The 12,702-nt window shown below is 66.8% G+C and carries 11 protein-coding genes and 1 pseudogene; 3 read left to right on the top strand and 9 right to left on the bottom strand.

Features of this window, described 5'->3' with window-relative positions; translation table 11 throughout:
- Positions 1-7: 7 nt before the first annotated feature.
- The 3 genes from AB4Y73_RS01930 to AB4Y73_RS01920 form a co-directional block, all read right to left on the bottom strand.
- A complete protein-coding gene (locus AB4Y73_RS01930) occupies positions 8-718 on the bottom strand; it encodes a peptidoglycan-binding protein (RefSeq protein ID WP_441867816.1) in 711 nt (236 codons plus the stop codon).
- Between the two features lie 135 nt (positions 719-853).
- Positions 854-1,900, bottom strand: coding sequence for a hypothetical protein (locus AB4Y73_RS01925; RefSeq protein ID WP_441867814.1), 1,047 nt, complete (start codon positions 1,898-1,900; stop codon positions 854-856).
- A gap of 127 nt (positions 1,901-2,027) precedes the next feature.
- Positions 2,028-4,256 carry a S9 family peptidase gene (locus tag AB4Y73_RS01920; protein WP_441867812.1) on the bottom strand — a complete coding sequence of 743 codons (2,229 nt, stop codon included), beginning with the start codon at positions 4,254-4,256 and terminating at the stop codon, positions 2,028-2,030.
- Positions 4,257-4,445: 189 nt separating this feature from the next.
- Here AB4Y73_RS01920 and AB4Y73_RS01915 point away from each other — a divergent pair, with 189 nt between their 5' ends.
- Both AB4Y73_RS01915 and AB4Y73_RS01910 read left to right on the top strand, forming a co-directional pair.
- The gene (locus tag AB4Y73_RS01915) at positions 4,446-4,898 is read left to right on the top strand and encodes a hypothetical protein (RefSeq protein WP_441867810.1); all 453 of its coding nucleotides are present in this window, start codon (positions 4,446-4,448) and stop codon (positions 4,896-4,898) included.
- 214 nt (positions 4,899-5,112) lie between these two features.
- Positions 5,113-5,292 (top strand): annotated as a pseudogene (locus AB4Y73_RS01910) (Hsp20 family protein); the annotation flags it as partial.
- Here AB4Y73_RS01910 and AB4Y73_RS01905 read toward each other — a convergent pair.
- Complete coding sequence (locus tag AB4Y73_RS01905; RefSeq protein ID WP_441867948.1) at positions 5,270-6,169, bottom strand: NAD(P)H-hydrate dehydratase; 900 nt, start codon at positions 6,167-6,169, stop codon at positions 5,270-5,272. The pseudogene AB4Y73_RS01910 and the gene AB4Y73_RS01905 sit on opposite strands and share 23 nt — an antisense overlap.
- Positions 6,170-6,257: 88 nt before the next feature.
- On the bottom strand, positions 6,258-7,049 hold the full coding sequence (locus AB4Y73_RS01900; RefSeq protein ID WP_441867808.1) for a histidine phosphatase family protein: 792 nt from the start codon (positions 7,047-7,049) through the stop codon (positions 6,258-6,260).
- A 161-nt stretch (positions 7,050-7,210) separates the two neighbouring features.
- On the opposite strand from AB4Y73_RS01900, the gene AB4Y73_RS01895 reads away from it, so the two are divergent.
- The gene (locus AB4Y73_RS01895; RefSeq protein ID WP_441867806.1) at positions 7,211-7,624 is read left to right on the top strand and encodes a hypothetical protein; all 414 of its coding nucleotides are present in this window, start codon (positions 7,211-7,213) and stop codon (positions 7,622-7,624) included.
- A 503-nt stretch (positions 7,625-8,127) separates the two neighbouring features.
- On the opposite strand, the gene AB4Y73_RS01890 is transcribed toward AB4Y73_RS01895, so the two are convergent.
- From AB4Y73_RS01890 to AB4Y73_RS01875, 4 genes are all read right to left on the bottom strand, one after another.
- Complete coding sequence (locus AB4Y73_RS01890; RefSeq protein WP_441867804.1) at positions 8,128-9,825, bottom strand: alkaline phosphatase D family protein; 1,698 nt, start codon at positions 9,823-9,825, stop codon at positions 8,128-8,130.
- A gap of 99 nt (positions 9,826-9,924) precedes the next feature.
- The gene (locus AB4Y73_RS01885) at positions 9,925-11,031 is read right to left on the bottom strand and encodes an LCP family protein (protein ID WP_441867802.1); all 1,107 of its coding nucleotides are present in this window, start codon (positions 11,029-11,031) and stop codon (positions 9,925-9,927) included.
- A 181-nt stretch (positions 11,032-11,212) separates the two neighbouring features.
- Positions 11,213-11,875, bottom strand: coding sequence for an arsenate reductase/protein-tyrosine-phosphatase family protein (locus AB4Y73_RS01880; protein WP_441867800.1), 663 nt, complete (start codon positions 11,873-11,875; stop codon positions 11,213-11,215).
- Between the two features lie 143 nt (positions 11,876-12,018).
- Positions 12,019-12,651, bottom strand: coding sequence for a DUF305 domain-containing protein (locus tag AB4Y73_RS01875; RefSeq protein WP_441867798.1), 633 nt, complete (start codon positions 12,649-12,651; stop codon positions 12,019-12,021).
- Positions 12,652-12,702 lie beyond the last annotated feature (51 nt).

The following is a 12,702-nucleotide window of genomic DNA, read 5'->3' as shown; positions in this document are numbered from 1 at the left end:
CCAGGCGCTACTGCGTCAGGTCGGACTGCTGGTCAGCCGAAGCTGTGGCGTTGCCGTGGATGTCCTGATTGATGATGGCGTCCTGATGGGCCACGGCGTACGCCTGGCTGTCGATGGAGCCGATGTTGGCCCCCACTGCGGCGTCGATGGGCGCGGCAACGTTGGCATTGGCGGCCACTGCACCGTTGATGGGGGCGGCGATGCCTGCATTGGCGTCCAGGTTCACGTCGACGTTGAGCAGGTTGCCGTTGAGGGCACCCGCGGCACCGGCAGCTCCGGACAGATCCGTCGGCACTGCGGCGCCCAGATCGGCGGCGGCCCCGGCAGTCGGATCCGTGGCGGCCGGCGCGGCAGCCGCATCTGCCGCGGCAGGTGCCGTTCCGGCGTCGGCCGTGCCCTGGTCAATGGTGCTGTCCTGCACTGAGTGCGCCGTGGCGTCGCCGGTGATGCCCTGGTTGATGAGGGTTCCCTGGTCGGCGAGGGCTTGCGAGTCGGACCCGAAGGAGAGAACGTTTGCGGACGCGGCAGCGTCAATCGGAGCCGCAACGTTGGCGTTGGCGGCAACGCCGAGGTCGATCGGTGCCGCGGCGCTGATGCCCAGATTCAGGTCGGCGTTCAGGTCCAGGACGGAGGCGACTTCCTTGTCCGGCAGGGCAGTGGCGCCCTCGGCCAGCAGTTCCTCGTTGGACAATCCGTTCATGGCGTTTTCAGTACTCATGATTGACTCCAGCTCCGGCACCGGGCCTGCTGCCCCCAGTGAGCAACTTTCCCCCGACGTGCCTAGTGACGGTCAATAGTAAGCATGATGATCAAATTTTGGCACCACCGGGCTTCGGCCGCGCCAAGCCGGGGTTCACATGGAGCCGGGGTCGCACGCCTCTGCTGGTCCGTCGGTGCCGTCCTCGTCGGCACCCTGATCGGCCTGGATGACGTCGATGATCTGTCCCTTGTACTCCTCCAGCCGGCCTTGGATCTCCGACGGCGGTATGTCTTCGAGGTTGCTGCCGTACTCGTCGATTTCGGCCCACAGTGCTGAAAGTTGCTCTGTCCCGTCATCGCTCAGCCCGGGGTCCACGGCTAGGACCAACTGGCTGGCCAGCGCATGAGTATTGCATCCCTGGCAGTTGTAGTTCACGGCTGCGGATTGGTTCTGCGGAGCTATGACGTCGGGTGGGTCCTCAATGAGGACCACCTGGAACGCCACGGCCACGGCCCCACAGCCTGTGCAGTTGGCAAGGGCGTATGCTTCGTTCCTCGTGGCCACAGGGTGGCCAGCTTCCGCCCAGACCAAAGCGAACTCTGCGCTGTAGGTCACCGAGCCGTCAGTGGTGTTCACGGCGAGGGCCTGGTTGCCGTCCTCCTCCGGGGCATTCGGCCGGTCGAAAGGGAACGCCCAAGACGGTTCCGGAGTTTCCCCGCCCGGAAGCGCATCAGGTTCAGCTGGAAGCGCATCCGGTTCAGCTGGTTCGGCGGGACGAGCATCCGGAAGAGCATCCGGTTCAGTTGGCTCGGCCGTGCTGGCGGCGGGCATCAGCACCATGCTGAGTTGGGAGTCCGCCGGCCTCGGCCGGGCCGCCTGGGCGGGCAACAGTGCTACGGTGCTGCCAGGTTTCCCACCCCGGAGCGCCTCAGCGGACTGCGCAACTCTCGGCGTGGCGGCGGTGTCTGCCACTGGTCGTTCGTATTGCTGCACCGTTCCGTACGCCCGGCCGTCGGGCGGCCAAGCCGCGGTGAGCGCGGCCCAAAGGGCAGCCACGGCAAGCGCCGTAAGGACGGCCAGGACAACCGGATTTTGCCGGGCCTTGCGGGTCAGGTCGCCGACGACTGCCGTCAGGATCAGATAGGGGTCCGCGCCCGTGGCTCCGGGCCTGACGCCGCACCCGATGTGCTGGGAAACCATGCTCACGTCACCTCAAGTCCGGCGCGGGTTGATCTGCCCCCAGCGGACAGCACTGCATCAGACAATAGTAAGCATGGCTAGCTTTTTAGGAAACCCGTTCCAGGCCTCCGGACTCCATCGAGTGGGGTTATTTCAGGCCGGCCCCCGGTATCAGCTCGGTGGCGCCGAGGGAGTCGGCGATGAACGCGTAGTCCCACGCCCGCTCGCGCCACTGCACGTACCGGCCTGAGGCGCCGCCGTGGCCGCCGTCCATCTCGATCTTCATGACGATGGGCTCGGTGCCGGTGGTCTTGTTCCGCAGCTCCTGGACCCACTTGGCCGGCTCCACGTACAGGACGCGGGTGTCGTTGAAGGATGTCACCGCGGCGATCTTCGGGTAGGCCACCTCCCGCACATTCTCGTAGGGCGAGTAGGAATTCATGTAGGCGTACACCTCAGGATCCGTGATGGGGTTCCCCCATTCCTCCCACTCCAAAGCGGACAGCGGAAGTTCCGGGTCCAGGATGCTGGTCAACGGGTCCACGAACGGCACCTGGGCCACCACCGCGGCGTACTTTTCCGGCGCGAGGTTGGCCACGGCCCCCATCAGCAGCCCGCCCGCCGATCCGCCCATCGCCGCAATCCGGGACGGGTCCACCCAGCCCGAGTGGGCCAGCCAGTCGGTGGCAGCCACGAAGTCCGTGAAGGTGTTCTTCTTGGTGAGCTTCTTGCCGTCCTCGTACCAGTGCCGGCCCAGCTCGCCGCCGCCGCGGATGTGGGCGATGACAAACACCACGCCGCGGTCCAGCAGCGACAGCCGCGCGATGCCAAAACCGGGGTCCATGCTCAGCTCATACGAGCCGTACCCGTAAACCAGGCCCGCCGCCGTCGAATCCTGCTTGATGCCCTTGTGCCGGAGCACGGAGAGCGGGATGCGGGTGCCGTCCGCGGCGTCCGCCCATTCCCGGGTGGCGACGTAGTCAGCAGCGGAATAGCCGCCCAGCACCGGGCTTTCCTTGCGGAGCAGCAGCTCGCCGACGGGCTGTGCCGGGGTGGGAAGGACGAAGTCGTAGACGCGCGACGGCGTGAAATAGGACGTGTACCCCAACCGGATCACCGGCGCCTCATAGTCGGATCCGCCGACGCCGGCCGTGTACAGCTCCTCGTCGAACGCGGGCTCCACAGGCGCCTCTTGCGCGGGGGTTCCCAGCCCCGAAAGCCCCATCACCTGGACCCGCTCGATGGTGTCCTTGCGGACCGAGACGATCAGGTGCGTGGAGGTGACCCCCGCACCGTTGACCCGGACGTCATCGGAATGCTCGACGACGGTGCTCCAGTGCTGCTCGGCGAGCGGCTTGGTGAGCTCGGCCGGGTCAACCAGGGAGACCATGGAGTTCACGGCGTTCCGGTTGTGCGTGATGAGGATGCGCTCCTGCTTGTTGCCGTCAGGGCCGGTGAGCAGGAAGGGTTCGGCCTCGTAGAGCACGCGCTCGTCGCGCGAAATAACGGTGGTCAGGGCCGCCGTCGGGTCATCAAAACGCAGCAGCCGGGTCTCGCTGTACTCGGAGCAGCCGATGCCCAGCACGAGGTGACGCCGGTCCGAGGAGAGCTCAAAACCGAGCCACATGGCGACGTCGTCCTCCTGGTAAATCACCTCATCGTCGGTGACCGGCGTGCCCAGGACGTGGGACTTGACCTGGTACGGGCGCCACGAATCGTCCACCACTGTGTAGAAGATGCGCGTGCCGTCGGGGGAGAAGCTGACGCCGTAGAAGACGTTCTCGATGACGTCCGGCAGGAGTTCGCCGGTCCGCAGGTCCTTGATGTGCAGGGTGAAGCGTTCGTCGCCGGCGTTGTCCACGGCGTAGGCGAAGAGGTTTCCGTCCACGGTCACGGCGGAGCCGCCCACGGAGAAGAAGGGCTTGCCCTCGGCCTCGACGTTGCCGTCCAGCAGCACTTCCTCGCCCGGGATTTCGACGCCGGCCTCTACCGCCGGGGGAGTCCAGTCGGCTACGGGGTTGCCGGTGTCCTGGGCTCGGACGCGGCACTGGATGCCGTATTCTTTGCCTTCGACCGAGCGGCTGAAGTACCACCAGCCGTCCTTGCGGTTCGGGACAGACAAGTCTGTCTCCTGCGTTCGGCCCTTGATTTCCTGGAAGATGGCCTCGCGCAGCGGCTGCTGGTGCGCGGTGACCGCCTCCTGATAGGCGTTCTCAGCCTTGAGGTGCTCGACCACTTCGGCGGATTCCTTGTCGCGCAGCCACTCGTAGTTGTCCACGAAGGTATCGCCGTGGTGGGTCCGCTCGTGGGGGACCTTCTTGGCGACCGGCGGCGTGATGGAAGCGGTGGCGGAATCCTGCAGCGGAGTCTGAGTCATGCCTTCAATATAGATACCCCCGCCAGCAAAGGGCACGCCCGTTCGCTACCGGGGTAGCCCCGCCCCCTCCCCCCGGACGCTCTCTCACTTGATGGGGGATTTTTCCGGACGCTCTCTCACTGAGGCCCCTACTGGGCAGGGTGCCGATGGTCCCTGTTGGTCATTGGTGTGTGGGGCTACAGTCAGCCCATGAGGACCCTTGTGAGTCTCCCGATTTCCAGCAAAACATTCTCGGGCGGACTCGTCGCCCTCCTGATCTTCAACGCCCTGTCAGCTTTTGGGGGTGCAGTACTGGCCATTGCCTTTGGCGGCGCGGGTGTCCCGTTGGAACATCTGGCGGGTACTTGGTTCGCGTCCTCCGTTGTGCTGGGGCTCATTCTGGGCATCGTCGTCGGGGGCACGCACGCGGCCGCCGCCTTTGGCTTGGTTACGCGGCGTCCCTGGGCTTTGTTGGTGGCTGCGGTTGCGGGCTTCGCCATGATCATCTGGATCTTCACCGAGGTGGCGATGATCGGATACTCCTGGCTGCAGAGCCTCTATTTCGGGCTCGGTACGTTGGAACTGATCCTTGTTCTGGCACTGCTGGGAATTGCCCCGTCAATCGGTTCCCCTGCGGGACATGAGGCGTTGAAGGTGCCGTAGAAGCTTTGGGAAAGTTACCGGCGGGAACCCCTTGAACCGCCCTTCATGCGGTGCTAAAACAGCATTACCGGGAGGATCCGGACGCGTTCTTTTTCATCTGCCTCTTGAGGGCGGTTAGCCGTTTGGGCACGCCACAGCGCCAGATCGCGCATCGGCAGTTGCGGGTGACCCTCCCGATAAGGTGGCCCCCGGCCTCGCCGGGGGCCATCCCTATGAGCGGCTGCGCGGAACTTTCAGCCGCCAGTTGGTCGTCGGTGACACCTTGGACGTGGAACACGTCAAGGCAGCGTACGACGGCGGCGTGCTGACGCTGCGGATACCGGTCGCCGAAAAGGGCCAAGCCACCGCGGGCATTGAGGAAGAAGCAGGGATCAGGTTCCCAGTTCCAGCATGAGCGCCGGCAGTTCATCGGTTAGTTCGCGGGCCAGGAATCCCAGCGGACCCAGCCGGCTGGCGAGCCTGTCGGCGGCGGCCGCATGAAGGTGGGTTCCCCAGCACGCGGCCTGGGCGTCGCTGGCGCCCCGTGCACGGAGCCCGGCGATGGCTCCGGCCAGTACATCCCCGCTCCCGGATGTGCCCAGACCGCCGTGGCCGGTAGTGATCTCCCAGAGTTCGGGACCTTCCGGAGCCTGCCCGCCGGGTGGGCGCGCAATGAATCCCTGACAGCTGACCACCGCCTGGTACTGCCCGGCAATCTCGCGCACCCCGGATTCGAGTTGGTCCAGCTCCCGGCCCAGCAGGATCCCTGCCTCCTTTGGATTCGGGGTGAGGATCAGCCGCCCGTGCCACGGCTGCAGATCATTCCCCAACCTGGGCAGGCAGCCCAGGGCGTAAGCGTCCAGAATGATGGTGGCACCGCCGGTTCCGGAACCCGCGCCGGCGCTGCCGCCGTCGTGATCCCTTTCCAGCAGAGTCCTCAGCAGGTCCTCCGTGCGGTCTGCATCGTCCAGTCCGGGCCCAACCAGAACAGCGTCGGCGCTCTCGAGATCCCCGAAAACGGGGTCCAGCCCCGAGCCCCGCACCGAACCGTCACTCGTTTCCGGAAGTCCGACGACGCCCGCCTCCGGGAAGCTGACTGCCAGCTGCGCGGCCACAGATTCGGCGACGGCCATGGTGAGTCTCCCGGCGCCGGCACGGAGCGCTGCGAGTCCGGCCAGCAGGGCGGCGCCTGGCGTGGCACGGGCGCCGCCTATCACCACCACCGCGCCGCGGGAGTACTTGTCCTCCCCGGCAGACGGCAGCGGCCAGCCGCGCAGCAGCGACGGCGTCACCGGAGTCGCCTGCGGACCTCCCGGACCGCCCGGCGCCGTTCCGCCGTGGCCGTCCCCGCCCGGGCCTGTCCCGCCACCGGCAGACTGGCTACCGGGGGTGGACATTGGCATCCCCGGCGTGTTCGGTGACCTCGACGCCCTGTGCGGTCAGATGGTCCGCCCTGTTGAAGCTTTCCAGCGTCCACGGGCCGTGCCCTTCGGGGCGCATATAGCGGGTGATGGACGCATTGAGGATCGACGTACTGGCGGCCAGGTCCAGGAGTTCCGCTTCCGTCATCCCTTCCAGGACGTAGCGGACCAGCAGGATCAGGGCGTCGTGGCACACCAGCATCACCCGCTGCCCGCCGGCCGGGCTGTTCAGTTCGTCAAGGACGGAGCGCAGCCGCAGCACAACGTCTGCCCAGGACTCGCCACCGGGGGGACGGTAGTAGAACTTGCCCAGCCACCGCCGTCGCTCGGCTTCTTCCGGGAGCCGGCGCTCTACGCCCTGGCGGGTGAGCATGTCCAGGATGCCAAGTTCACGGTCGCGGAGGCGCTCGTCCGTGCGGACTTTAACGGGCCAGCGGGCGGTTTCCACGGCAATCTCCGCGGTCTGATGAGCCCGGACGTACGGGGACGACACCACGGCATCGGGCCGGAGTTCCTCAGTGATCGCAGCCAAGGCCCTGCCCAGCGCGAGCGACTGGTCCTGCCCCGTAGCGGAAAGGGTGACATCCGCGTCGCGGGCCGGCACGTCGATCACGTCCGCGCCGGCCTGGCTGGCCTCCGTGGCCGCCACGTTGCCTTCGCTTTCGCCGTGCCGGACCAGGATGAGCTCCACCGCCCCGGCCTGCCGCGCTGCCTGGGTCAAACCGCTGTTTTCCAAGACCAACCACCCCATCGACGTCCGTCCTGCCAGTGCAGAACCGTACTGGGGGCGTACCCACTTTCCGGTCCGTATAACGATCAATGTGGCATCCCACAAAGTGCCCGGCCAGACCCTTGACAGGGCTTCGTTACCGCGCGGTAATTAAAAGCACACTTTGTTAATTGGGGTCGATAATGAGAAACCTGATACCGAAAGGCACCCTCCGCCAGATGCTTCTGCCGCCCACGTTCGGGCTGCACATGACCAAGGCCGCAGACTTCACGGTGCTCTCCGTGGAGGTCTGGAGCACCTGTCTCGTTGTCAACATACATGTGGAATCCGCTGCCGGCGCCGCGGTCCCCGAAATCACCGTCGAGGATCACTGGGGCACGGTCTACACGCTGAAGGATTCGGCCAGCGTGGGCTCGCGGAACCTGCAGGTGTTCACCCCTTCCGTGCCGGCCGGCACCCGCAGCCTGACCATCCGGTCCACAGACGCCGCCGAGGCCCGCCTGGTGGTGGCCTTCGCCGTCCGCGCCATGCACGACGCCGACGACCTCGGCCGTGCCTCGGCCTACCAACCGCACCACCTGCGCCGCCCCGCGTAGGGGGTTTGCTCGCAACGCGCCGCCGCCGCACTGCCCAACGCTCTCTCACTTAATGCGGGTTTTTGACCGACGCTCTATCACTTTCCGGTGCTCCGGCGTCGTGCAGTGAGAGAGCGTCCTGGGATTTGCCGCGTTAAGTGAGAGAGCGTCCGGGAATTTCGCCCATTAAGTGAGAGAGCGTCCGGCCGTAGATCGCGTGAAGGGGGCGGGCGTATCCTGATCACGCAAAGGCGCATCCGCCCAGCGTGAGAGGGGAAGCTGAATGACCATCCCGCCAGTGCACGAACCCGAGCCGTTTCCACCCGAGCCCGGGCCCGACCCGTTAACCCCGGACCCCAGCCATCCCGGCCACCCGGGACCAGCCAGGCCCAGCCCCGTTCCGACGCCGGAGCCTCCCGGCCCCCTGCCCATCCCGGACCCGGGGCCGACGCCCCTGCACCCGGACCCCACCCGCAGCTAAAGGGATCCCAGGCGGGCCGCCACGGCCCGCCCGGGACAGCCGGCTACTTTTCCGGGGTCAGCACCTTCGAAAACACTGTGACGCCGTTCGCGTTGCGGAGGCTGGCCGTGAAGGAGTTGTCCTCACCCAGTTGCACGTGCCCGAAGAACTGGCTCTCGCCGTCGCGCGGGGACTGGTTCGCAGACCGGCCCGCCTTGGAGAAAACGACCTCCGGGCCAAACGTGCCGTCCATGGCGTTGGGCCCAAAGGACCCCGCGGCGATGGGACCGGCCACGAACTCCCAGAACGGATCGAAGTCCGTGAAGGCCGCACGTTCGGGCGAGTAGTGGTGGGCGGCGCAGTAGTGCACGTCGGCCGTCAGCCACACGATGTTCTTCACGTTGTTCCGCTTGAACGCGCTCAGCACGCCGGCGATCTCCAACTCACGGCCCAACGGGGCGCCCGGATCGCGGTTGGAGACGCTTTCCTCATTCACCGGGCCGTCCGGGACCACGATGCCCAGCGGCAGGTCGGCTGCGATGACTTTCCATGTTGCCTTGGACTTCGACACTTCGCGGATCAGCCAGTCCACCTGCTCCTGGCCCAGGATGGACGTGGCGTACGCTTCTTTCCCGTCCGTGTTCGGGGACTTGAAGGTGCGCATGTCCAGGCAGAAGATGTCCAGCTGCGGGCCGCGGCTGATCTTCCGGTAGATGCGCGCCGGCTGGTACTGCCCGCCGTCGTCGAACGTTCCCGGGCGCCACAGCGCCGAACTGTCCGCGATGGGCATGTTCTCCTGCCAGGCCTGACGGCCGCGGGCGGCGAGGGTGTTGACGTCGCGGACGGTGTACCGGGCGTCGTCGATGATCTGTCCCGGGTACCAGTTGTTGTGGGTCTCGTGGTCATCCCACTGGGCGATCACCGGGACGTCCGCGAACATGGCACGCATGTTGGCATCCATGGAGTTGTAGCGGTGCCGGCCGCGGAATTCGGTGAGGGTTTCGGCCACCTTGGACACTTCTTCCGTCACCAGGTTGCGCCAGATCTGACCATCCGGTTCCACCACCGTTGCGGCGATGGGGCCGTCGGCGTAGATGGTGTCGCCGGAGTGGATGAAGAAGTCCGGACGGGTGTTGTGCATCGCCTGGTAGCCGCGCATCCCGCCGAGTTCCTCGTTGATGCCCCACCCCTGGCCGGCGGTATCGCCGGTCCAGACAAAGCTCTGGACGGACGACGGCGAGCCGTCGGCTTTGGTGCCGCCCTTGCCGTTGGTGCCGCCCTTGCCGTTGGCGCCGCTCTTGAAGGTCCCGGTGTCCGGTGCCGTGCGGAAGGTGCCGTTGATGGTTTCGCCCGCGGCGCCGTCCTCGTCCTCGAAGCTGATTTCGAGGCTGAAGCGGGTGTTGGCGGGGAGGTGGCCGGCATGGATTTTGGCGGTGAAGTCGGAGGCCTGCGTGGCGCGCGGACCGCGGAGGGTCCGCTCAAAGGCGCCCCGCCCGCCCAGCGCGGCGCCGCCGTCGTCCACGGCCCGGAGGGTGGCCAGCATCCTGCCGGGCCCCGAGGCGCGCGACCACAGCACGGCGGAATCGGCGGTGACGTCGCCGGTGGCGATCCCGCTGGGGAGGGTGAGCCGGTTACGGACAAGCGGGATGCCCGACGGCGTGGGGCTGCCGGGTGCGGCGGCCTGGGCTGCGGTGGGTACGGCAGCCAGTGCGGCGGCGAGGACGGACCCTTTGACAATGGTGCGGCGCGAAAGTTCAGTCATGCCTCCACCCTTCACGCAGCGGGCACACGGGCGCCCACCCTCAGGTGAACGCCGGATGTGCCGCGTCTGAACAGCTCCCGCGCCGGAACAGCTCCGCCGTCAGCGGGCTGATATGTACTCGGGCAGGCGCCCTTCGCGCATCGCGGCGGCCACCTGGGCGATCCCGTCGTAGTCAGGGAAAATCACCGAGGCTCCGCCGGCGGCTATGCCCGGCCCGGCCGTCGGCAGCGTGAGGGACACATAGCTGTTGGGGTTGATTCCGCGCATCGCGTAGGCGAGGACGGCCACGCCCACGGGATCGAAGCCCTGGTCCACGGTGAGGTAGTTTCCGGCGAAGTTCACCAGGGCCCGCACGGCGGTGACGTCGCGGAGGGCGCCGTCGCGGGTCAGCCGCGTGAGGATGGCACGGAGGAACGTCTGCTGGTTCCGGACCCGCTGGTAGTCGCCGTCTCCGAAGGCGTAGCGCTCGCGGACGAACTCCAGCGCCGCCTGGCCATCGAGGTGGTTGATGCCCGGGGTAAAGACGTGCTCGGTGTCGTGCGTGGACTGGAACGGCAGGGCGACGTCCACATCGATGCCGCCAAGGTCGTCCGTGAGTGCCCGGAAACCGTTGAAGTCCAGCATGAGGGTGTGGTCGATGGGGATTCCCATGAGGTCCTCAACGGTCTTGGCCACCAAGGGGATGCCGCCCACCAGCAGGCTGTCGTTGATTTTGGAGGTGCCGTAGCCCGGAATGTTTACATACAGGTCCCGCATGATGGAGACCACGTGCACGCTCCGGCGGTCTGCCGGGACGTGGACCAGCATCAGGCTGTCGGATCGCTGGTCCTGGTACGCGCCGGTGGACTGGGTAATGGCCGCCTGCTCCCTGGCATTGCCGCGGCTGTCGCTGCCGATCAGGAGGATGTTCATGGCCACTGCCCTGAGCTCGGCGATGGGTTCGGGCGGCGGCGTAGGCGCGGGTGCCGGCGTGGAAGGCGTCCCCGACTGGGTGGGCGTTGGGGCCGCGGTTAATGTGGCTGCCGGGACGGCAACCTGCGCAGGCGGGCGGTTGAAGACCAGGGAGGATACGGCCACCACGGCCACCAGCAGAAGCGACAGCAGGACCGCGATGACCCGCCGGCGTGTCAGTTCCCCGGAGGCAGCATCATCGTGGCCCGGAGTGCCGGGGCCAATCCGATCAGGGCCGTTTGGGGTGCTCACCATGACTTAGTGTCCGCCCCCGGGCCCGGTTCCCGCCATAGGCCGGACTATGTCGTTTTCCTAACACTTCACCTGGCCCAACGCGGGGGCACATCTTGCCGCTTCCGAGGCCTCAGAGCGGCGGGAAGTGACCCCGCGTTGCTCTGCTCACCGGCAAGTGGGCGTACGACGTCGGCGTGCCGGGTTAAGCGGGCGCATTCAGGCGGGCGTGGCGCAGCACAGAGATGATCGCCGGTGCGAGCTCGTCCTCCATCTGGCGGTAGACCTCAGGCCCCCGGCGGTAGGGGTCGATGATGTCGTTCTCGGCGGAATCCGCCGGCAGTGACAGGTGCCGCACGGACGCGGCCCGGGCTGGCAGCCCGCGCCAGAAGGCGGTGTTGGCACTCAGGGGATCGCCGCCGTCGGCCGTTCCTGATTGGTCCCCGACAGCGTTGGTGCCGTCCGCGCGGCTGTCCAGGACGTCGAGCATCCGGGCGAACTCACGGATGGTGAACGTGCGCTTGAGCAGGGACGCATCCAGCTGAAGCACTTCGCCGCGGTGGCCGGAGGTCATGGTGAGCACCAGGTCCACGCTGCGCAGGATCTTGCTGGTCAGCTGCCGGGACACAAAGCGGTCAGGGTTCCCGCCGAAGGTGCGCACGATGTCGCCCGACAAGGGCTGCATGGGGTCACCCACCATGGCCCGGGTCCCTGCGCTGGTCACCACAAACCCGCCCGGCAACACCTGGTCCAGCCCTGCTTGGAGCAGCCTTTCGGCCACCGGGGAACGGCAGATGTTGCCGGTGCAGACGGTCAGGATTCTCACGGGCGCGGCGTCGGGGGCGGGGGCAGGTGCGGGGGAGTGCACGGAACTTCTCTTTCCAGCCGGGGCGCCGGACCGGGTACGGCCGGGCATCTTTCAACTTAACACGAGTGGCGCCGCCGTCGGTGGATACCACCACGCCGGTGAGGCGCCGGCCCGCAGCCGGGCCGGCGCCCCGGGGCTGCTGGCTAGAGCTTGGCGAGCAGCGCTTTCATCTCCACGATCTCGGCTTCCTGCGAGGTGACGATGTCGCGGCTGAGCTGGATCGTCGCAGGGTACTTGCCGGCGCTGATCTCCTGATTGGCCATGTCAATGGCGCCGTCATGGTGGCCGATCATCTGCTCGAGGAACAGCCGTGCGGCGGCAGTCCCTTGGGCTGACTTGAGCTTGTTAATGCCGTCCGCGTCCACCATGCCGCCCATCCCATGGCCGGGCATGGCGGAGGCGCTCATCATTCCAGCGGGCTGGTTCCAAGCGTCCAGCCACCCTTGCATCGTCTTGATTTCCGGCGCCTGGGCTGCCTTGATTTTGGTGGCCAGGGTGGCGACTTCGGCCGGGATGTCCTGCTTCGCCAAGATGATGTCGCTCATCTCCACGGCCTGCGCATGATGCGGGATCATCATCTGGGAGAACATGATGTCCGCCTGGTTATGGTCAGCGTTGGCGTCCGGCATCATGCTGGCCATGGGGCTTGAGCTGCTGCCGTGCATCCCCGGCATGGTGTTGCCGCCGGCGGGGGTGGACACGGCTGCGCAGCCAGCCAGGCCCAGGGAAGCCGCCAGGGCAGCGGCGATGGAGATGTTTCGAATCTTCGTGTTCATGAAATGTCCTTACAAACGTTTTGGGAACTGTGCCGAGGGGATTGTGGTGGC

The sequence above is a fragment of the Pseudarthrobacter sp. TAF60_1 genome, assembly GCF_052113505.1.
In the GTDB taxonomy this organism is placed as follows: Bacteria; Actinomycetota; Actinomycetes; order Actinomycetales; family Micrococcaceae; genus Arthrobacter.
The sequence above is the reverse complement of the archived record's forward strand: the minus strand, read 5'-3'. Positions and strand labels throughout refer to the sequence as shown.